Genomic DNA, 19,939 nt, shown 5'->3' with positions numbered 1-19,939 from the left:
TTAAGCCGCTTCTTCCTTGGCCTCTTTTGCGCCGTGGACGCGGACGGGTTCTTTGGTGCCGCTGACGACTTCGCCGTCGACCACGATTTCTGTCACGCCGTCCATATCGGGCAGGTCGAACATTGTGTCGAGCAAGATGCCCTCGACGATAGAGCGAAGACCGCGCGCGCCAGTCTTACGCTTGATCGCGCGTTCGGCGATGGCTTTCAGCGCATCTTCGGTGAAAGTCAGCTCAACATCTTCAAGCTCGAAGAGCTTCGCATATTGTTTCACCAAAGCGTTTTTCGGCTCCTGAAGGATCGTCACCAACGCATCGACATCAAGATCGTGCAGGGTCGCGATGACCGGCAGGCGACCCACAAATTCAGGGATCAGACCGAATTTGAGCAAATCTTCCGGCTCGCTCTTTTCGAGCAATTCGCCGACTTTGCGCTTATCAGGATCGGCCACATGCGCGCCGAACCCGATGGAGCGTTTTTGCAGACGGTCACCGATAATCTTGTCGAGCCCAGCAAACGCGCCGCCGCAGATGAACAGGATGTTGGTGGTGTCGACCTGCAAGAATTCCTGCTGCGGATGCTTACGCCCGCCTTGCGGAGGAACGCTGGCAGTGGTGCCTTCCATCAGTTTCAGCAGCGCCTGCTGCACACCTTCGCCCGATACGTCGCGCGTGATGGAGGGGTTTTCCGCTTTGCGCGTAATCTTGTCGATTTCGTCGATATAGACGATGCCGTGCTGCGCTTTTTCGACATTGTAATCGGATGATTGCAGCAACTTGAGGATGATGTTCTCAACATCTTCACCAACATAACCCGCTTCTGTCAGCGTCGTCGCATCGGCCATGGTGAAAGGCACATCAAACGTGCGCGCCAAAGTCTGGGCGAGCAAAGTCTTACCCGTACCCGTCGGGCCGACAAGCAGGATGTTCGATTTCGCCAGCTCAACTTCGCCGGCTTTGCCCGAATGGTGCAGACGTTTGTAATGGTTGTGAACCGCGACCGACAGATTGCGCTTGGCCGAATTCTGGCCGATCACGTAATCGTTCAAAGTCGCGAAAATTTCGGAAGGCGTGGGCACTTCGCCGTCTTTTTTGCCGGCAATGCCCTGCTTGGTTTCCTCTCGGATGATGTCATTGCACAGCTCCACGCATTCATCACAGATGAACACGGTTGGCCCTGCAATCAGCTTGCGCACTTCGTGCTGGGACTTCCCGCAAAAGCTGCAATACAGGGTGCTTTTGCTGTCGGATCCGCTGAGTTTTGTCATTCCAAGTTTCCTTTAATCCGAACACGCCAATTGAAACGACCCCATGTTCGGATTCGCTGACTGTATCTCCGACACAAAATGAATCAACCACAAGTGCCCGAATTTACGTCCAATCAGGCGGCAAATGTCGCCTTTGTAACACGCAAAGCCCGTTTACCTGCCGCCGCGTCACATCGCGGGACACATGAATGCGCATTCGTTTCCAAATATATTACAACCGCAGGCAAAACCGCGCGCGAGGTTATTCGGGCGCTCCGCCAGAACCTGCTTCCTCATCGCCCTCTTCATTTTCGGGGCGCGTTTCGAAGACTTTATCGACCAGGCCAAACTCCTTGGCCTCTTCAGCCTCAAGGAAGGTGTCGCGGTCCATCGCCTTTTCAATCTCTTCAAGGGTGCGGCCCGTGAATTTGACATAGAGATCGTTCATCCGGGTGCGAATGCGCAGGATCTCGCGCGCCTGAATTTCGATATCGGACGCCATGCCGCGCGCGCCGCCCGAAGGCTGGTGAACCATCACGCGCGCATTGGGCAAAGCGATGCGCATGCCCGGCTCACCCGCTGCAAGCAGGAAACTGCCCATGCTGGCCGCTTGCCCCATCACCACGGTCGAAACGCGCGGTTTGATATATTGCATGGTGTCATAGATCTGCAAACCAGCAGTCACCACGCCGCCGGGCGAGTTGATGTACATCGAAATCGGCTTTGACGGGTTTTCGCTTTCCAGGAACAAGAGCTGCGCTGTGATCAGCGATGCCATGCCGTCTTCGATCTGGCCGGTCACAAACACGATACGTTCGCGCAAAAGGCGCGAGAAAATGTCGAAGCTGCGCTCGCCCCGGCTGGTTTGCTCCACCACCACAGGCACCAAGGCGCCGGTAAGAGGATCACGCGTAAACTGACCCTGAGAGCCGTGTGTTTCGCCGTTTGCGCCAAGCAGATCGATCATGGTGAGCTTTTCCTTCGTGAATGCCGGACCCGCTATGTCGGGCCGGGATGCGCTTTTTCAAGGGGTCGCGCGTTTACGCTGGGGATAGGTTCAAGCAGGCTTCGTGGTTTTAACCGACTGCGACTTGGCAGATGGAAAGAACGCTTCGAAGAAACCGGGCTGATGCGCGACCTGTTCCACATCGGTTTTGCCATTGAACAACAATCGCAAAATCGCAACGCGCCGCACCAGCAATTCATGGATCAGGATGACCGTGGTCGCCGCTGCAAAGGTCACAATCGCAAATTCCAGCGCAATCGGCCAATCGAGCCCCACAAACATCTGCCCGTAAATATACACAAAGCAGTGGTGGAACAGATACATCGACAATGCGCAATCGGCGAGCCAGGTGGTGCGCGGGCCGCCTTCGTTAAAGAAGCGGTGGAAGAATTGCAGGATGAACAAAACCAGTGTCCAGATCGCCAGCTGGTTAAGGAACAGCAATGTCATACGCACCGCAAAAGTGCGATCCTCACCCAGATCAATCCCCATAGAGGCCGCGCCATTGAACACAAACGGCATGATGTGCCCCTGATCCGCCATCGGATAGGGTTGGAATAACAGCGCCGCAAATGCAGCAATCGGCATCCACCAGCGCCACTCCACCAAAGCTGCAAGCAGGCGCGGCGACAGGGCCGCCATCACGCCGATGACGAAGAACGGAAATTCGCTGGTCAGCTTGTACCAGCTTTGAAAGCCGGGAAAAATCAGATCATACCCGCCCGGCACCAGCGCCGCAGCGGAGTAATTGGCCGTGTTGGCAAAACCAAAAAACAACAGGACGAATAAGAAAGGCAGGCTGCCGCTGGCGATTTTGCCCAGCCAGTCAGACACTTTAACCGACAGCCCGCGCAGCCCTGCATCCTTGGGCACGGCGGCCTGAACAATCGCGGCAAGCACAAACATCGGCAACAGGCTGACAAGGAACCACAGGTGCAATTGCCATGTGCCATCGGCCCAAATCTGCACGAAAGCCGGGCTGCCGATCCATTCGAATATCGAGCCTGTCCCGCCAGCATCACTCCATCTGAGATAATGTTCGAGCATGTTGAACGTCACCGCGATCACAATCAGCGGGATGGCGGTGCGCTGAAAGCGGTTCCACAGAAAATCGCCCACGCTGCGCCTTGTAAGAAGCAGTACGGCAAAGAACCCGCCAACAAAGAAAAAGGTCGGCGTTACAAACAGATGGAAGGCAAAGATCAACCAATCAAAGAACGCCGCGCGGTCCTCGTTCCCCGTAATCCATGGCCGCATGGGCGCGTAGACTGTGCCTGTGTGCAGCGCGACAGACAGGAACATCAGCACCGAACGCGCACCATCAATATCATGATAATGCTTACGCTTTGGCGGCGCGCTGGGCTGGGATTGGGCGGCTGATTGAGTCATCTAAGCAAGGGCTATAGCAGCTTTGAGTTACCGGATTGCAAAATTGCGTTTCGCGGCGTTGACCCGCAGACGCGACCACCACAAGCATCACGCTATCGGCGTTCGCGATTGAGACGGCGCGGGTCAAAAGGTTAATCGCGGCGGTTTTTTACTCGCTTGCATAACTGAACCAAAAGGTGCGATCCTTGACGCATGAAACACCCCATTTGCGCCCTCGCCCTTACCGCAGCTCTGATATTGCCGATCACTTCATCCGATGCGCAGTCTTTGCGCGATACGGCAGCTGAGGCGCGCTATTATCTCGACCGGATTGAGCGGCTGGACGATGCAGGCCCTGAACTGAACGCGGTGATTGCCGTCAATCCCGATGCGCCCGAGGAAGCATCTGAGTTGATCGGGAAGTGGCCAGAAAACGGCAAGCCGCCGCTCGGCGGGCGCGCGGTGCTGGTCAAAGACAATATCGAAACCCTCGAATTGCCCACCACCGCTGGCAGTCTGGCTTTGAAGGACAATTTCACAGGCCGCGATGCGCCATTGATCGCCAATTTGCGCGAAGCGGGCGGCGTTGTGCTGGGCAAAACCAATCTCAGCGAATGGGCCAATATCCGCAGCGATAACTCCACCAGCGGGTGGAGCGCGATTGGCGGCCTCACTCGCAATCCGCATGCCACCGATCGCAACACTTGCGGATCATCCTCAGGCAGCGCCGCCGCGGTGGCTGCGGGCTTTGCCTGGGCGGCGATTGGGACTGAGACGAATGGCTCCATATCGTGCCCCGCCTCGATCAACGGGATCGTGGGCTTCAAGCCCAGCGTAGGGATCGTCAGCCGAACGCATGTGGTGCCGATTTCCAGCACGCAAGATACAGCGGGTCCGATGACGCGCACAGTGCGCGATGCCGCTAGGCTGTTGAGCGCGATTGCGGGCGAGGACCATGCCGACCCCGTCACCTTAAACGTTCCGCGCATTCCCGACTACGCAGCGGGGCTTGACGATGCGGCCTTGCAAGGCGTGCGCATCGGGGTGATGCGCAATCAAATCGGCAACCGCGCAGATCTGGCTGAGGTTTTCGGTGTGGCGCTGGCCGATTTGGAGCGCGCGGGCGCGGTGCTGGTCGATATTGAGTTTGGACCGCGCGAGGAAATGTTCCGCGACAGTTTTACCGTGCTGATGTTCGAACTGCGCGAGGGCATGAACGCCTATCTGGAATCGATCCCCGCAATCGGAGGCGGGCCGGGCGAAACCGACTCAGATGTCGCCCCGCGATCACTGGCTGACCTCATCGCATTCAACAAAGCCAATGCTGAGAGCGAAATGCGCTGGTTCGGGCAGGAATTGTTCGAGCTTGCCGAAGCGACCACCGACCGCGAGGCCTATGAAAAAGCGCGGGAAAATGCAGTACGGATCGCAGGCGAGGAAACGCTCGACATGCTGCTAGCGGCGCACAATGTGCAATTCCTCATCGCTCCAACACGCGGCCCCGCATGGACCAGCGATTTGGTCAACGGCGACAGTTTCAACGGCTCCATCGGGTTCGGATCGCCCGCTGCGATTGCGGGGTATCCGCACCTCACCGTGCCGATGGGCCATATCGAAGGCTTGCCCGTTGGCATCAGCTTTTTCGGCGCAAAATGGGCTGATCACGATGTGCTGAAAGCGGGCGCTGCATATGAAACGGCGCGAACAGCCGAACTGCCCGCGCCGTCATTTAAACCTTGGTCGCCGCCCGAAATCCAAGCGGCAACCGAATAGCGCGTCACCGCAAAGGCGGGGATTTCATGCCGCTTGGCGCTTGGTTGCACGCGGTCTCCGCCTTCGCAGGGACTTGCTGATTTGCAGCTTATGCTTTCTTGGCAGGCGCTTTCTTCGCAGCTGGTTTTTTAGCGGGAGCCTTTTTGGCCGCTGGCTTTTTCTCAGCCGCAGGCTTTGCAGCCGCTTTCTTAGCCGGGGCTTTTTTCGCTGGAGCTTTCTTCGCGGCTGGTTTTTCCTCAGCGTCAGCCTTCTTGGCTGGAGCTTTCTTGGCAGGCGCTTTTTTCGCTGCTGGCTTTTTCGCTGCGGCTTTCTTCTTCGGTGCCGCCTTGGCTTTTTCCGCCTCAGCGCTTTCATCCGCTTCAATCGCGGCCTGCAATTCCTCTGCAGTCACTTCGCGTTCGGTCACTTCGGCAGTGTCGAACAGATAATCGACCACTTTGTCTTCGTACAAAGGCGCGCGCAATTGAGCCGCCGCCATCGGATCAGACTGGACATATTGCATGAAGCGTTCGCGGTCTTCCTCGCGGTATTGCTGGGCTGCCTGCTGGATCAGCATCGACATTTCCTGCGCGCTCACCTCAACTTTATTGGCCTGGCCAATTTCGGACAGCAGCAGGCCCAAACGCACGCGGCGTTCTGCAATCGCCTTGTAATCGTCTTTTTCCGCTTCGATTTCTTTCAAAGCCGCTTCGGGATCGTCTTCCTTGGCCGCCTCTTGTTGCAGCTGGTTCCAGATCTGCTCAAATTCGGCCTCGACCATTTGGCCGGGCACTTCAAAATCATGCCCCGCTGCCAGCGTATCGAGCAGCGAACGTTTCATCTGAGTGCGCGTCAGACCAGCGGTTTGCTGCTCCAATTGCCCTTTCATCAGCTCTTTCAGCTTATCGAGGCTTTCCAGACCCAGATTGGTGGCAAATTCTTCGTCGATGACGGTGTCGGTTTCCACTTTCACCGCTTTCACCGTCACATCAAAGGTCGCTTCTTTACCTGCGAGATGGTCGGCCTGATAATCATCGGGGAAATTGACCGTGATGGTCTTTTCGTCGCCCGCTTTCACACCGGTCAACTGCTCTTCAAAACCCGGAATGAACGCGCCTGATCCCAGAACGAGCGGCGCGTCTTCGGCTTTTCCGCCTTCAAACTCAACGCCGTCAATCTTGCCGACAAAATCAATGATGAGCTGATTGCCATCGGCGGCTTTCTTGGTCTTGGCTGCGTCTTTGTAGCTTTTATTCTGGCCCGCAATGCCCTGAATCGCTTCGTCGATCTGTTCATCGGTGACCGGCACGACCAGCTTTTCAAGCTTCAAGCCATCGGTGCTGGGCGCTTCGATATCGGGCAGCACTTCAAGCTCGACGGTAAGTTCGGCGTCCTTGCCTTCTTCATACCCTTCGCCAAGCGAGATTTGCGGCTGCATGGCCGGGCGAAGTTCCTCATCCCGGATCACGCCATCAACCGCCGACTGGATCGCATCATTGACGACCTGCGCGTGCAATTGTTCGCCGTGCATCTTTTTCACAAGATTGGCGGGCACTTTGCCGGGGCGAAAGCCGGGCATTTTGACCTGCGGGGCAACCTTTTTGATCTCTGCATCCACTTTGGAGCTGATTTCATCAGCGCTGATGGTGATCGAATAGGCGCGTTTGAGGCCTTCATTGATGGTTTGCTTGGTTTGCATGAGTGTTCTTTGAGAGCCTTCTTCTTCGCAAAATCGTGACAGCGTATCGTCGTTCAGCCGCAGGCCTGATGGCGCAGATTGGTGCGGGCGAAGGGACTCGAACCCCCACATCTTTCGATACTGGTACCTAAAACCAGCGCGTCTACCAATTCCGCCACGCCCGCATTGCTGAACGAAGCCGCGCGGGAAACCAAAGCCGGTCCCCGCGCGTATTCGCGATGGCCTGTATCGCCGCTTTTGCCAAAGGGCAAGCATCCGCTGACCCAGTGTCTGCTTGTTTAGAGGCCGCGAGGCTCGTAAGGCGCTCGCGATAGCGGCATTACACGCCGCAAAACCGAAAGAATATCATGACAGACGAAACACCCCAATCCGCCGAATCCACTACGCCTACAAGCGCAGACACTCCGCCCGATCACCTCTCGGTCAGCCCGGCAAGTCCGCATTTCGATGCTGCAACCCTGCAACGCGGCATTGGCATCCGGTTCAAGGGCAAAGTGCGCACCGATATCGAAGAATACTCCATTTCCGAAGGGTGGGTGCGCGTGCAGGCCGGCAAAACCGTCGACCGCAAAGGCCGCCCGCTCACCATCAAGCTCAATGGCCCGGTTGAGGCATGGTTTGAAGATCTGGGCGACAATCCGCCTGTTGCGAAGAAAGATTAAGGCGGCGCACACAGCGCCCCTATTGCCATGGAAACCTCTCCCATCCCCGCCACAAAACCCGAAGTCGTCATTATCGGGCGGCCCAATGTGGGCAAATCGACGCTGTTCAACCGGCTGGTCGGCAAAAAGCTCGCCTTGGTTGATGATCAGCCCGGTGTCACGCGGGACCGGCGGATGGGCGATGCAGAAATTGCCGGATTGCAATTCACCGTCGTAGACACCGCTGGGTGGGAAGATGAGCATGAACTCACTCTGCCCGGCCGAATGCGCAAACAGACAGAAGCCAGCCTGAAAGGCGCTGATGCTGCGATGTTTGTGATTGATGCGCGCGCGGGGCTAACCCCTCTCGACAGCGAAATTGCCCGCTATCTGCGCGGCGCGGATGTACCGATTGTTCTGGTCGCGAACAAAGCCGAAGGCGCGGCAGGCGAATCCGGAGTGCTCGAATCCTATTCGCTCGGCCTTGGTGAACCTGTTCCTTTATCGGCGGAACACGGCGAAGGGATTGCCGATCTGTTCAGCGTGCTGTGGCCGATTATCGGCGATCAGGCCGATGCCTTTGAAGAAGCCGCTTCGCGCCCGCTGGAAGAGGATGAGGATGCGCCGCTTGGCCCCTTGAAACTTGCCATTGTTGGCCGGCCCAATGCGGGCAAATCGACACTCATCAATCAGCTTTTGGGCGAAGATCGCCTGCTGACAGGGCCTGAGGCGGGGATCACGCGCGATCTCGATCGCGATTGATTGGGTGTGGCACGATCCCAAAGCCGGCCCCGACGAAGACAGCGCGCGCGACATCCGCCTGATCGACACCGCTGGCATGCGCAAAAAGCGCAATGTTACTGAAAAGCTGGAAAAGCTCTCGGTCGCCGATGCGCGGCGCGCGGTGGATTTTGCCGAGGTTGTCGTGCTGCTGCTGGATGCGACCCAGGGGCTTGAGCATCAGGATCTCAAAATCGCATCGCTCGCGCTTGAAGAAGGGCGCGCTTTGATGATTGCGATCAACAAATGGGACATTGCCGGCCAGGGCGGAACGGACACGCCCAGCGGCCTGTTTAACGGGATCAAGGCCGCGCTGCATGATGGCCTCGCGCAAGTGCGCGGCGTGCCCCTGTTCGCAGTGAGCGCGAAGACGGGCAAAGGGCTCGATACGATGCTGGGCGCGGCGTTTGATCTGCGCGAAAACTGGTCGAAACGCGTGCCCACTGCCGCGCTCAATCGCTGGTTCGATGATGCGCTGGCCGCCAATCCCCCGCCAGCCCCCGGCGGGCGGCGGATCAAGCTGCGCTATATCACGCAGGTCGGCACGCGCCCGCCGCGCTTTGTGGTGTTTGGCACGCGGCTGGATGATTTGCCCAAAAGCTATGAACGCTATCTGGTGAACGGCATCCGCGCCAAACTGGGATTTGACGCGGTGCCTGTGCGCGTGACGCTGAAAAGCCCCAAAAACCCGTATAACGCCAACAAAGGCGGCGGCGGCAATTATTCGGGCGGATCGGACAAGACATGATCGACCTGTTAAGCGCAGCGGGCATCGCCACCGAGATAATCGAGCGCACATCCAACACGCCCGATGTCAGCCGCGCAGTGCAGCTCAGCCTTGCGCCTGCGTTTCTGCTGGTCGCGATCGGATCAATCATGAATGTCATGGTGACCCGGCTCAACTGGATTGCGGGCCGGATTGAGCGGCTGGATGAACAAGTGCCCAAAGATGACGGCGCAGCCAAAGCGGCAGAGCTTCAATGGCTGCGCGCGCGCCGCGCAATTGCGCGCCGGGCGATCAAGTTTTCAACCGGCGCGGCCTGCGTCATCAGCGTGGTGATCGCGCTGCTGTTTGTCTCGGTCTATATCAAAGCGCAGATCGGCACGATTGTCGCGGTTTTGTGGGTCGTCACCATGGGATTGTTGATTTTCGCGCTGTCGCAGTTTTTGCGTGAAACATTACTGGCAGCCGATGGGCCGCATGAAATCGTCAAACGATAGCTTGACCCTGCTAGGATGATCCAGAAGCAGCAATGACACCGCGCACACCCGCTGCGACCATATCGACGGCAAGCGCCAGCAAAATCATCCCCATCAAACGCGAAGTGATAACGCGGGCCGTATCGCTCAACACCCGGCCTATTGTCGAGGCAAAGGAAAGCGTTGCAAATAGAATAAGCAAAACCACAGCAACAATCGCAGCAACCGCCGCCAGCCCCAATGCCGTGCTTGTGTGTGAAGCGTAGATGATCAACGTCGCGATCGTTCCTGGCCCGACAATCATCGGGAAAGTGATCGGATAAAACGCCAGCCCGGCAAGCTCATCATCGCTCCCTTTTTCTTGTTCTGTGCGGTGGTGGGAATCGACGCTTCGGCCGTTGAGCATCGACCACGCAATGCTAGCCAGCACAGCGCCGCCAGCGATCCGGAACTCGCTTATCGAAATACCAAAGAAGTCAATGACTTGCTGGCCGACCAATAAAATGACGGCGCACATAACGGCAGAGTAGACAAAGATCTTAAACGCCAATGTCCGTTGCTGCTTGGGTGCGAACCCTTCGGTCAGGCCGAGAAAGATCGGCAAATTGACCAAAGGGTTCATAATCGCGAAAAAAGCGCCAAAGGCCTTTATCAGTTCACCGCTCTCCACTTGCACACCTGCATTGTTGTTGGAGGAGCTTCTCTAGGGTGCGCGCGGCAAACCGGCAATGGCGATCGCCTGTTCTACTCGCCTGCCGCTTGGCTTTGGAGTTGGACGTAGTTTTCCAGCCCCATATTCTTGATCATATCGAACTGCGTTTCGAGGAAATCGACATGCTCTTCTTCGTTGTCGAGGATGTGCGCGAACAGATCGCGGCTCACATAATCGCGCACTTTTTCGCAATGTTCGACCGCATCGCGCAGCAGCGGGATCGCGTCTTCCTCAAGCTTCATATCCGCTTCGAGGATTTCCTTCACCGTCTCGCCGACGCGCAGATTGTGGATCGCCTGAAAATTGGGAAGCCCGCCCAAAAACAGCACCCGCGCGGCCAATTTGTCGGCATGTTCCATTTCTTCAATGGATTCCTTGCGTTCATAAGCTGCAAGTTTCGCCACACCCCAATCATCGAGCACGCGGTAATGCAGCCAATATTGGTTGATCGCGGTCAGCTCATTCGTGAGCGCCTTGTTGAGAAATTCGATTACTTTTGCATCGCCCTTCATGGCGGGGGTTTCCTTGTTCTGGTGGCAGATGCGCAAGAGTGCGCATGCCGGGTCGCATGGCTCTTATATGCGACACACATCGCCCCGAACAAGGGGAAATCGAAAAATTCTCGTTATTTTTCAGCTACTTGAAAACCGTTCTCAGTAACTGGAATATGCTTTAGACTGCGACTTGATTGCAAGAGGCCAGCGCGCGTTCTTCGTTGATGATCGCGCCTGCTTTCATAAGGCATTGACCGCAATTGGGTTTCTTGCCCAGAGCAGCATAAGTCGCCGTTGCGTCACCGCGCCCTTTTGTGGCTGCGGTGCGCAGGTCTGCTTCTCTTATTGCGTTACAGATGCAGATATACATGAGCGGAAAGTTACTCCTGCGAGTCGTTTGCAAGAGCAAGTTATGCGAATTGTTCTCAATTGCAAGCGTTTTGTTGGGTGCGCCTTTGGCATCCGCCAAAGGCTTGGCCGAGCCACCCCACCTCCCCGCCCGTCCACCAAGGGTTCCATAGGATATGGTGGACGGGCGGGGAGGTGGGGTGGCCCGGCCGTGAGCGCAAGCGAACACGAGACAAGAACGCGAGGCGGGGTGGTCCGGCCAAGCTCAGGCGGATGCCTGAGCGCACTTAACGAAAACACCCGGCCAAGGATTGCACGGATGTGCAATCCGCACTCAACAAAAACTCAGGTCGGTCCGGCGTGAACCTCAGCGCTTGAGCGGAAATACCTTGCGATAGGTCATACACCGCCACAGCCATTCCAGCGGGCCATAACGATACCGGTCAAGCCACGGCTTTGACCACGCCAGCATGATGACCCAAGCAAGCGCCATGACCAGGTAAAGCTGCGGACGATTGAGCGAACCAAACAGCCCCAGCGCCCAGCCGTGAAACACAAATAGCATCAATACAGATGTACCCAGATAATTGGTAAAGGCCGCCCTGCCCGCTGCTCGGATACGCTCGGCGAGCCAACCCGTCCATTTGGGCGAGTATTCGACAAGCAAGGCCGCAAGTCCCAAGACCATCATAATTCGGGGCAGCATACTCCAGCCAATAAAGGCGGCAGTGCCGGCGTAAAAGCCAAAGCCGCTTGCTTTGACAAACAATCCTATACCCAAGTGCAAAAGTGCACCTCCAGCCAGCCCGGCCCAGCCCCAGACTCGCATTTTTCCGGATGCCAGCGCTCCACTGAAAAAGCCGTACCGGTACAGCGCCATGCCCAACAGCATCAGCGGCAGGGTTTCAAACATCATCCAAAGCGAATTGACCGGGATCAGGAACCATTCCTCGGCCACGCGCCGTTCCACAAGCCCTGCATAATTACCTGACTGCTTAAGCTCCGTTGTGATCGCATCATCGGCAAGCGCCTCTTTGATCCCATCTTGAAACTCGACGCGCATTTCGGAAAATTCCGCTGCCTCGCCTGCGGGCGTTTCTGCGATCACGAAAGGAAAGCTGATAATTGCGCCGTAAAACAGCGCGCCAAACACATAGCCTGTCAGCCCGACAACGAGCTGCGCCTTGGCGGTCCACCGCAGGCAAGCCACTGCGACAAAGCCGATAAGGCCGTACATCGCCAGAATATCGCCCATCCAGATGAAAAAGAAATGCACGAGCCCGAAACACAGCAGCAGGAACAATCGCCACAATTGGAGCTTGCGCGTCTCCCCGCGCGCCCATGCCCGCTCCATAAACAAATACATGCCTGCGCCAAACAACAGCGTGAAAAGCCCGCGCATCTTGCCATCGACCAGCACGAATTGCGCAATCCATTGCCACCCGCCCGGATCAGCTGCATCGACCAGAAAAGCCTCGGGGAACATATAGGCGTTAAACGGCTGGCCAAAGGCGATGATATTGGCGGCCAGAATGCCCATAACGGCGATGCCGCGAATAAAATCGAGCGTGGCTATCCGATCACTTTTCGCAACGGGTGCTGAGGGGACGGGGGATGCGCCCTTATCACCGAACTCAGCCTCTATGGCCGCTGCACTGATTGTATCGCTCATCTCGAATCCCCCTGTGAGCCTTGTCTAGCAGGTGCGAGGCCCAAGAAAAGCGATTGCAGCCGAGCCGCTGATAGCATTCGTTCAAAGTCGAGCGGTCATATTCGAACGGGCAAATTCGAGCGGCAAAAACGCGCGATCAGTTGCGCCCGGTCACAAATGCGTAATCATGGTTTTTTGACGAGACAATCCTGCCCCTGACGTTTGAGCGCAGAGCACGCGCGGGCCGCTTCGCTTTGGCTGGCAAAGCCCAACGCCATCAGCCTGGTAACGCGCCCGCCCGAAATCAGCGACTTGCGCGCGCCGGCCAGTGCGGGGTTGCTCGACAGCTTGCTCCAAAGTTTGTCCGCGTTGGCAGCTACGCCAAACGCTCCCAATTGCAGGCCCCACGCGCCCCCAGAGGCAGCGGGTGCTGAGGGTTTAGGAGCAGGGGCCGCAGCCCGCGTTGGCGCAGGCGCTGGTGGGGCGGCGGCTGGCAGGCGATATTGCGGCACAGGCTGCGATGCGGGCGGCAATCCGCGCGGTTCGCGGCGGGTTTGCGGCGTAGCAGGCGGCGGTGAAGCAACGCTGCGTGCCGAAGCGGACCGGTGCGGTGCGCGCGGCGCGGCCACGGCCGGGCCCGAATTGGCAGGAGCCGCGTTCACCGGTGTTACAACGCCCAGATCAGCAGCGGCCAATTGCGCGTTCAACCGCTGATCGGCCTCCGCTTTCAAAGTCACTGCCAAAATCTGCGCTTCCTGCCGCTGGGCCAGCGGGATGTAGGTGTCCATCTGCGCCAATGCCTTACTCGCCTGCGGCAAACCGGCCGCCTGGGAAAGCGAGAGCAGCGCATAGGCGCGCACCCAGTCTTTTTCGGCAAAATCTGCGTTAAAATGGGCCAGACCCATGACATACTGCGCGCGCGGATCGCCGCGTCCTGATGCGGCCTCGATCAGAGGCATCGCATTGGCCTGTTCGCCCTGCTGAAACAGCAGCAGACCGTAATTGTCCGCCGCTTTGACATGGCCTTGCCGGGCGGCTTGCAAATACAAATCGCGCGCTTTGGAAATGTCTGCTTCGACCCCGCGTCCCAAACGGTAAGCCTGCGCCAGATTGAACAGCGCATCGGTATCGCCCTTTGCAGCGGGCTCTGACCATTCGGCAACTGCGCGATCATAATCGCCCGCGCTCCAGGCATCGACGCCGGTTTTCACATCCGCGGATAAGGGCGCTGCCACACCCAAAGCAATTCCCGCAGCCAATCCGGGTAAAAATCGCCCTTTTCCAAGCAATTGGGTCATGGAATGTGCCATCATCTTTCGCCCTTTTCGTTCCGTATTCCAGCGCGCCATACAGCTATCCCTGCCAAGTGTACCACAATGGGACTGCGTGCGCGATGTGTCAGCTTTGAACCGGGTATAGTGAATGCCGGGTTAGGATTTCGTTGCTGTCTCCAAGGTCATTTCGCGGCGGGTGCTCCGGCTCTCGTTAACTCAAAATTAGGGGTATCCTGCGATCTCAATGGCACTCGCTGCAATCACGCAAGCGGGCACTGGCCTAATTTCTTGGGGGACCAATCCTTGCGCGTACTCGCTTTGGCATCGCAAAAAGGCGGATCGGGTAAAACAACCCTGTCCGGGCATCTCGCCGTTCAGGCTCAGCGCGCTGGCGCTGGCCCTGTCGTGCTGATCGACATCGACCCGCAAGGTTCTTTGGCCGATTGGTGGAACGAGCGTGAAGCGGAATACCCCGCCTTTGCCCAAACCACCGTGTCGCGGCTGGCCAATGATCTGGCAGCTTTGCGTCAACAGGGTTTCAAACTGGCTGTCATCGACACGCCGCCTGCCATCACCATGGCGATCCAATCGGTTATCAGCGTGGCTGAACTGATCGTGGTCCCCACCCGTCCCAGCCCGCACGATCTGCGCGCTGTGGGCGCGACGGTTGATCTGTGCGAGCGCGCTGGCAAGCCGTTGGTGTTTGTCGTGAACGCGGCCACTCCCAAAGCGAAAATCACATCCGAAGCCGCCGTTGCGCTGTCGCAGCACGGCACGGTTGCCCCGATCACTTTGCACCACCGCACTGATTTTGCCGCCTCGATGATTGATGGCCGCACCGTGATGGAAGTGGACGAAGAAAGCCGCAGCGCTGCTGAAATCACAGCTTTGTGGAAATACATTTCTGACCGGCTGGAGAAAAACTTCCGCCGCACTGTCTTTGCCGCACCCGGCACGCCTGTCGCCAATGGCGGCGGTGTTGCGCGGCCCGCTGGTGGTTTTGGCCGCCGCGTGGCCCAATAAGGGAGCAGGGGAGGATGACAGAAGCCAGTTTCGCCTCACTCGGCCCGCGCTTGCTCGCTCGCAAAGGCGGAGCAAAACCTGCTATGCGGCCCCAGGCGGCATCTTTGCCCAGCGACATTGCCACCGCAACCGGCGCCAATGCCGATCAGCTGGAAGATCTGGGCTGGAACGATATGGGCGCAGAAGAAGCCGATCTGGTCGAAACTGCAGCGCCTGTCACACCAGCGCCTGTAAAAGTCGCTCCAGTAAAAACGGCCAAATCCAAAAACACCACGGGTAAAGCCGCGAAGAACACGGCAAAAGTCGTGCCCATTTCAGCCAAATCGGCAGCCGACATCGCGCCAAAACCCAAGAAATCCAAACCCTCCAAATCCAAGTCGAAATCCAGCGCCAAACGCGCCGCTTTCACTTTGCGGCTTGATGCGGATCGCCACCTGAAACTGCGGCTTGCATCCACGATGCACAATATGAGCGCGCAGGCTTTGGTTACACAGGCGCTCGATCAGATGCTGGATGAAATCGAAGATCTCGATGCTCTCGTCCAGCGCATGAAACGCCGCTGAGCTTAACTGAATTGTTTGACCACCCAACGCATTTGAACGCGCCACTTGAAACAGGGAATATGACCATGTCACGCAGCACAAACAGCCGCACCAACGGTCTCCACAATGCCAACCGGATCGCCCTTGTGATGGGCACTGCCCTTGCAAGTGTCGCGCTGGCAGGGTGCACCACCAGTTCTGCGCCGCGCGCGGATGCCTCGTTCAGCAAGGCGCAGATTGCGCTGGAAAAAGGGCAGGTTTCCAAAGCCATCGCCCATGCAGAGGCCGCCGTTTTGGCAGAGCCGCGCAATCCCGCTTTCCGCTCCACTTTGGGCGCTGCTTACCTTGAAGCGGGCCGGTTCCAGTCTGCTGCCACCAGCTTTGGCGATGCATTGGATCTGGGTGATGAGGATGCGCGCACAATATTGAGCTTTGCGCTCGCCAAGATTGCAACCGGCGACACTGCAACAGCGCTGCGCCAGCTCGAAGCGAATGAAGCCGCCATCAATCCGGCAGATTATGGCCTTGCGATCGCGCTTGCTGGAAAGCCTGAACAAGGCACCCATGTGCTGATGAACACGCTGCGCGCTGGGCAGAACACTGCAAAAGTGCGTCAGAACCTTGCTTATGCTTATGCGCTGGCAGGCAATTGGCGCGCAGCCCGCGTGATGGCGGCAGAAGATGTGCCCGCTGGCCAGCTTGACGGGCGTTTGTCCGGATGGGCAGCTACATCACAGCCCGAAGCGCATCAGGCGCGCGTTGCTGACCTGCTTCAGGTTTCGCCTGCAAGCGATGGCGGCCAACCGCAGCATCTGGCGCTTGGCAATTTCCCCAGCACCGAACAAATGATCGCACAGGCCGCCGCCAGCGTCCCTGCTGCCAGCGTCCCTGCGGTTGGTGCGGACGAACCTGCCAAAATGGGGGAAGGCGAAGCTCTCGCATTCAAACTGGCACCCGGCACCACCACCGCCGCTCCCAAAGCGCGCGTTGCCACCGTTGATCCGACCGTTGCCGATATTCTGGCAGCGACGAACCAGGCGGCTCCAAAACCTGCGGCTCGCCCGGTTGCAAAACCTGTTTCTAAACCCGCCCCGAAACCTGCACCTAAGCCCGCAGCGACCCCCGCTCGCGCATCGAGCGATCGGTTCGTTTCCAAGCCCGTCGTGCAAAAAGTCCCTGTCGCGCCCTCAAGCGCAGCGCCTCAGCGCGTTGCCAAAGCGCCAACCCGCGCGCCCAAGCCCGCAGCCAAGCCTGCAACCCAGCGCCGCGCGGCCTATACCAAGCCCAAGGCGGACACGCATCTCATCCAATTGGGCAGCTTTTCAAGCCGCGCCGAGGCGGAACGCGGATGGAAAGTCGCGCAATCCAAATTCCCGCAGCTGAAAGCGCATGATGTCGTCATCACCCGCGCCGAAGTGAAAGGCAAAACCTATTTCCGTGTCGCAGCGGCTGGCTTTGGCCAATCGACCGCGCGCTCTATGTGCCGGACGGTCAAGGCCTCGGGCCGAGGCTGCTTTGCCTATGCTGCATCCAACCCGCCAGCAGGCGCAGTGGATCGCGGCGTGCGGATCGCTGCCCGCACCCGGTAAGAAACACACACGAACTTCAGCGAAACTGCCCTCGGAAGTGCAAACTTCCGGGGGCGTTTTTTATGGAGCAATGGTTTGCGAACCCGCATCCGCGGGTTCGTCCTCGCTAGACGTCCTTCGCTTCGCTGCGGACCCGCTGCGGGCGGGCAGTCGTCCTTGCGACGCCAGCGGCGCTGGGTTTGCGCCATTGGCCCTAAAGCTCAATCTTCACTCCGCCTTTGATCAGCGCGCGCACTCTGCCTTGTGCGCCTTGGCGTTCAAACGGGGTGTTATCGCCCGTTGCTTCCATCTTTGTGCGGTCGATCATCCACGGGGCCTCTGGATCAATCAGAGCAATATCCGCCTCCAGCCCCTTTTCAAGCGCGCCCGCTGGCACTCCCAAAAGCCGGGCAGGATTGCGCGCCAGCAAATCAAACGCGCGCGCCATGTCGATCACCCCGTCGCGCACCAGTGTCAGCGTCATGGCAAGCAGCGTTTCAGCCCCCGCCATTCCTGGCTCCGCATCGGCAAATGGCAGCCGCTTATCCTCTGGCCCGCGCGGATCGTGGCCGCTTGCAATAACATCCACCACCCCTTCGCCAATGGCCGCGATGGCCGCTTGCCGATCCGCTTCGCTGCGCAATGGCGGCGAAAGCTTGGCAAAAGTGCGGAAATCGGCTGTCGCAAGGTCGGACAGCATGAAATGCGCAGGCGTTATCCCGCAGGTTACCCGCGCCCCGCGCGATTTGGCCGCGCGCACCAGATCAAATCCCGCCGCCGTGGTCACCTGGCGCAAATGCACGCGCGCGTCGCTCATCTCGGCAAGCGCAATATCGCGCGCCACAGCTAACGCCTCAGCTTCGGCAGGCGCGCTGGGCAGGCCAAGCCGCGTTGCAATCTCGCCCGCGCTGGCCGCTGCATCGCCCACCAGGGCTGCATCCTCGGCATGGGTCACCACCACCAGATCGAGCATCGCGGCATATTGGCACACGCGCAGCATCACGCCGCTATCACCAATCCAGCGCCGCCCGGTTGCAATGCCGCGCGCGCCCGCATCGCGCATCAGCGCTATTTCAGCCAGCTGCGCCCCTTCAAGCGAGCGAGTCGCAGCCGCCAGCGGGTGGACCCACAGATCAGGCTTGCCCGATTTGGCAATGTAATTGACGCGGCTGGGATAATCGAGCGGCGGGGATTGATCGGGCATGAGCGCTGCCCGCGTGATACCGCCGAAATGAAACGCGCGCTTATCAATCGCGAACACGCCCAGATCAACGAGCCCCGGCGCAATCAATTGCCCGCGCGCATCCATCACCGCATCGCCGGCCTCAGGCGCGACATCTGGCCCGGCGGCTGCAATCAGCCCATCGGCCAGCCGCACGGCGCCATTGACCGTGCCATTGCTCGTTACCAATTGCCCGCCGGTGATCGTTAAAGGCTGCGTCTGTTTCATTGCGCCCACCCCTCAACACCGCGCGCCTGCCGGGTCAGCACATCAAGGCAAGCCATTCGGATCGCCACGCCCATTTCCACTTGCTGCGTGATGATCGACCGGTCGAGCAAATCGGCCACCTCGCTGTCGATCTCCACGCCTCTGTTCATCGGGCCGGGATGCATGACCAAGGCATCGCTCGCCGCGAGCGCCAGCCGCGCTTTTGTGAGGCCATACAGATGATGATACTCGCGCGCCGAAGGGATGAATTGACCCGCCATGCGTTCCTGCTGAAGCCGCAGCATCATCACCACATCAACGCCGGATAATGCGGCATCAAAATCGTGGAACGCTTCCACTCCCATCGCGCCAATCCCTGCCGGCATCAGAGCAGGCGGCGCGCAGGCCCGCACGCTCGCGCCCATGGCTTGCAGGCATAAAATGTTCGAACGCGCGACCCGGCTGTGCAGAATATCCCCGCAGATCAGCACAGTGCGCCCGGTGAAATCCTCGGCGGCCTCGCCCCGCTCTGCCAGTTTCGTTCGCAAAGCCAGCGCATCGAGCAAACCTTGCGTGGGGTGTTCGTGGCTGCCATCGCCGGCATTAAGCACCGGGCAATCCACCTTGTCCGCGATCAATTGGGTCGCCCCGCTTGATCCATGGCGGATCACAATCGCATCGGCGCGCATAGCATTCAGCGTGATCGCGGTGTCGATCAGCGTCTCGCCCTTTTTCACGCTCGATTGCGCGGCATGCATATTGACGACATCAGCGCCCAGCCGTTTGCCCGCAATTTCAAAGCTTAACAGCGTGCGTGTGGACGCTTCAAAAAAGGCGTTGATGATGGTTAGCCCAGCGAGCAAGCCTGCATGTTTCGCGCTTTGCCGGTTCAGTTCGACCCATTGCTCAGCCGAGGCGAGCAGATACAAAACCTCATGACGTTCGAGCTGCCCGATGCCAGTGAGATCACGATGCGGAAAGGCCGCCCGGCCCGCTGGAAAGCGATCGGGAGCGCGATAAGATGCCGTGTTGTCCATTAAAGCCACGCCTTTAGTCGAGCCGCATCCAACGCTCAACCCACCAATTGCCCCTTTGCCATGGAAGTTTGCGTTATGTGTGATTAAGTGGGGTTAGGTTTGCGAGCTTTGGCTCGCGCACCGGCCACCCCGCGCCCTCCACCCTTCCACCCGGATTATCCTACCGGGTG

16 protein-coding genes, 1 tRNA gene and 1 pseudogene are annotated in these 19,939 nt (G+C 58.5%); 7 read left to right on the top strand and 11 right to left on the bottom strand.

Annotated features, from left to right (window positions below):
* The 3 genes from clpX to AC0V6L_RS09705 form a co-directional block, all read right to left on the bottom strand.
* On the bottom strand, nucleotides 1-1,266 hold the full coding sequence (gene clpX / locus AC0V6L_RS09715; RefSeq protein WP_486150274.1) for an ATP-dependent Clp protease ATP-binding subunit ClpX: 1,266 nt from the start codon (nucleotides 1,264-1,266) through the stop codon (nucleotides 1-3).
* A 241-nt stretch (nucleotides 1,267-1,507) separates the two neighbouring features.
* The gene (locus tag AC0V6L_RS09710; protein ID WP_486150272.1) at nucleotides 1,508-2,212 is read right to left on the bottom strand and encodes an ATP-dependent Clp protease proteolytic subunit; all 705 of its coding nucleotides are present in this window, start codon (nucleotides 2,210-2,212) and stop codon (nucleotides 1,508-1,510) included.
* A 90-nt stretch (nucleotides 2,213-2,302) separates the two neighbouring features.
* On the bottom strand, nucleotides 2,303-3,640 hold the full coding sequence (locus tag AC0V6L_RS09705; RefSeq protein ID WP_486154066.1) for an acyltransferase family protein: 1,338 nt from the start codon (nucleotides 3,638-3,640) through the stop codon (nucleotides 2,303-2,305).
* A gap of 192 nt (nucleotides 3,641-3,832) precedes the next feature.
* Here AC0V6L_RS09705 and AC0V6L_RS09700 point away from each other — a divergent pair, with 192 nt between their 5' ends.
* Nucleotides 3,833-5,392, top strand: a complete 1,560-nt coding sequence (locus tag AC0V6L_RS09700; RefSeq protein WP_486154065.1) for an amidase — start codon at nucleotides 3,833-3,835, stop codon at nucleotides 5,390-5,392.
* Nucleotides 5,393-5,480: 88 nt separating this feature from the next.
* Here the strand turns inward: AC0V6L_RS09700 and tig are convergent, their stop codons facing one another.
* Nucleotides 5,481-7,070 carry a trigger factor gene (gene tig, locus AC0V6L_RS09695; protein WP_486154064.1) on the bottom strand — a complete coding sequence of 530 codons (1,590 nt, stop codon included), beginning with the start codon at nucleotides 7,068-7,070 and terminating at the stop codon, nucleotides 5,481-5,483.
* Nucleotides 7,071-7,149: 79 nt separating this feature from the next.
* A tRNA-Leu gene (locus tag AC0V6L_RS09690) sits at nucleotides 7,150-7,234 on the bottom strand.
* 183 nt (nucleotides 7,235-7,417) lie between these two features.
* On the opposite strand from AC0V6L_RS09690, the gene AC0V6L_RS09685 reads away from it, so the two are divergent.
* The 3 genes and pseudogenes from AC0V6L_RS09685 to AC0V6L_RS09675 all read left to right on the top strand — a co-directional run bounded on the left by AC0V6L_RS09685 (nucleotide 7,418) and on the right by AC0V6L_RS09675 (nucleotide 9,712).
* Nucleotides 7,418-7,732 (top strand): DUF3297 family protein, encoded by a 315-nt coding sequence (locus tag AC0V6L_RS09685; RefSeq protein ID WP_486154063.1) that lies wholly within the window; start codon nucleotides 7,418-7,420, stop codon nucleotides 7,730-7,732.
* Between the two features lie 27 nt (nucleotides 7,733-7,759).
* Nucleotides 7,760-9,239: pseudogene (der, locus tag AC0V6L_RS09680) on the top strand (ribosome biogenesis GTPase Der).
* On the top strand, nucleotides 9,236-9,712 hold the full coding sequence (locus tag AC0V6L_RS09675; RefSeq protein WP_486154062.1) for a DUF2721 domain-containing protein: 477 nt from the start codon (nucleotides 9,236-9,238) through the stop codon (nucleotides 9,710-9,712). The pseudogene der and the gene AC0V6L_RS09675 overlap by 4 nt, the downstream one beginning before the upstream one ends.
* 10 nt (nucleotides 9,713-9,722) lie before the next feature.
* Here AC0V6L_RS09675 and AC0V6L_RS09670 read toward each other — a convergent pair whose 3' ends face one another.
* The 4 genes from AC0V6L_RS09670 to AC0V6L_RS09655 all read right to left on the bottom strand — a co-directional run bounded on the left by AC0V6L_RS09670 (nucleotide 9,723) and on the right by AC0V6L_RS09655 (nucleotide 14,209).
* Nucleotides 9,723-10,361 carry a MarC family protein gene (locus AC0V6L_RS09670; protein ID WP_486154061.1) on the bottom strand — a complete coding sequence of 213 codons (639 nt, stop codon included), beginning with the start codon at nucleotides 10,359-10,361 and terminating at the stop codon, nucleotides 9,723-9,725.
* Between the two features lie 74 nt (nucleotides 10,362-10,435).
* Nucleotides 10,436-10,915, bottom strand: coding sequence for a bacterioferritin (gene bfr / locus AC0V6L_RS09665; protein WP_486154060.1), 480 nt, complete (start codon nucleotides 10,913-10,915; stop codon nucleotides 10,436-10,438).
* Between the two features lie 697 nt (nucleotides 10,916-11,612).
* Entirely contained in the window at nucleotides 11,613-12,917 is a 1,305-nt protein-coding gene (locus tag AC0V6L_RS09660; RefSeq protein ID WP_486154059.1) for a DUF418 domain-containing protein, read from the bottom strand.
* A gap of 164 nt (nucleotides 12,918-13,081) precedes the next feature.
* Nucleotides 13,082-14,209, bottom strand: a complete 1,128-nt coding sequence (locus tag AC0V6L_RS09655; RefSeq protein ID WP_486154058.1) for an SPOR domain-containing protein — start codon at nucleotides 14,207-14,209, stop codon at nucleotides 13,082-13,084.
* Nucleotides 14,210-14,473: 264 nt separating this feature from the next.
* Here AC0V6L_RS09655 and AC0V6L_RS09650 point away from each other — a divergent pair, with 264 nt between their 5' ends.
* The 3 genes from AC0V6L_RS09650 to AC0V6L_RS09640 all read left to right on the top strand — a co-directional run bounded on the left by AC0V6L_RS09650 (nucleotide 14,474) and on the right by AC0V6L_RS09640 (nucleotide 17,324).
* Entirely contained in the window at nucleotides 14,474-15,193 is a 720-nt protein-coding gene (locus AC0V6L_RS09650) for an AAA family ATPase (protein WP_486150250.1), read from the top strand.
* Nucleotides 15,194-15,207: 14 nt separating this feature from the next.
* The gene (locus tag AC0V6L_RS09645; RefSeq protein ID WP_486154057.1) at nucleotides 15,208-15,756 is read left to right on the top strand and encodes a hypothetical protein; all 549 of its coding nucleotides are present in this window, start codon (nucleotides 15,208-15,210) and stop codon (nucleotides 15,754-15,756) included.
* 65 nt (nucleotides 15,757-15,821) lie between these two features.
* The gene (locus AC0V6L_RS09640) at nucleotides 15,822-17,324 is read left to right on the top strand and encodes an SPOR domain-containing protein (RefSeq protein ID WP_486154056.1); all 1,503 of its coding nucleotides are present in this window, start codon (nucleotides 15,822-15,824) and stop codon (nucleotides 17,322-17,324) included.
* Nucleotides 17,325-17,517: 193 nt separating this feature from the next.
* On the opposite strand, the gene AC0V6L_RS09635 is transcribed toward AC0V6L_RS09640, so the two are convergent.
* Both AC0V6L_RS09635 and AC0V6L_RS09630 read right to left on the bottom strand, forming a co-directional pair.
* Nucleotides 17,518-18,753: a dihydroorotase gene (locus tag AC0V6L_RS09635; RefSeq protein WP_486154055.1), complete on the bottom strand. Its 1,236-nt coding sequence runs from the start codon at nucleotides 18,751-18,753 to the stop codon at nucleotides 17,518-17,520.
* Nucleotides 18,750-19,769 carry an aspartate carbamoyltransferase catalytic subunit gene (locus AC0V6L_RS09630; RefSeq protein ID WP_486154054.1) on the bottom strand — a complete coding sequence of 340 codons (1,020 nt, stop codon included), beginning with the start codon at nucleotides 19,767-19,769 and terminating at the stop codon, nucleotides 18,750-18,752. Before AC0V6L_RS09630 ends, AC0V6L_RS09635 begins: the two co-directional genes overlap by 4 nt.
* Nucleotides 19,770-19,939 lie beyond the last annotated feature (170 nt).

It is taken from the genome of Erythrobacter sp. JB1-15 (genome assembly GCF_057365035.1).
The sequence above is the reverse complement of the archived record's forward strand: the minus strand, read 5'-3'. Positions and strand labels throughout refer to the sequence as shown.

Coding starts and splice junctions, on each gene's coding strand:
- AC0V6L_RS09705 (WP_486154066.1), bottom strand. CDS start 3,640: ATGACTCAATCAGCCGCCCAATCCCAGCCCAGCGCGCCGCCAAAGCGT.
- AC0V6L_RS09675 (WP_486154062.1), top strand. CDS start 9,236: ATGATCGACCTGTTAAGCGCAGCGGGCATCGCCACCGAGATAATCGAG.
- AC0V6L_RS09630 (WP_486154054.1), bottom strand. CDS start 19,769: ATGGACAACACGGCATCTTATCGCGCTCCCGATCGCTTTCCAGCGGGC.
- AC0V6L_RS09635 (WP_486154055.1), bottom strand. CDS start 18,753: ATGAAACAGACGCAGCCTTTAACGATCACCGGCGGGCAATTGGTAACG.
- bfr (WP_486154060.1), bottom strand. CDS start 10,915: ATGAAGGGCGATGCAAAAGTAATCGAATTTCTCAACAAGGCGCTCACG.
- clpX (WP_486150274.1), bottom strand. CDS start 1,266: ATGACAAAACTCAGCGGATCCGACAGCAAAAGCACCCTGTATTGCAGC.
- AC0V6L_RS09700 (WP_486154065.1), top strand. CDS start 3,833: ATGAAACACCCCATTTGCGCCCTCGCCCTTACCGCAGCTCTGATATTG.
- AC0V6L_RS09660 (WP_486154059.1), bottom strand. CDS start 12,917: ATGAGCGATACAATCAGTGCAGCGGCCATAGAGGCTGAGTTCGGTGAT.
- AC0V6L_RS09710 (WP_486150272.1), bottom strand. CDS start 2,212: ATGATCGATCTGCTTGGCGCAAACGGCGAAACACACGGCTCTCAGGGT.
- AC0V6L_RS09685 (WP_486154063.1), top strand. CDS start 7,418: ATGACAGACGAAACACCCCAATCCGCCGAATCCACTACGCCTACAAGC.
- AC0V6L_RS09640 (WP_486154056.1), top strand. CDS start 15,822: ATGTCACGCAGCACAAACAGCCGCACCAACGGTCTCCACAATGCCAAC.
- AC0V6L_RS09655 (WP_486154058.1), bottom strand. CDS start 14,209: ATGATGGCACATTCCATGACCCAATTGCTTGGAAAAGGGCGATTTTTA.
- tig (WP_486154064.1), bottom strand. CDS start 7,070: ATGCAAACCAAGCAAACCATCAATGAAGGCCTCAAACGCGCCTATTCG.
- AC0V6L_RS09645 (WP_486154057.1), top strand. CDS start 15,208: ATGACAGAAGCCAGTTTCGCCTCACTCGGCCCGCGCTTGCTCGCTCGC.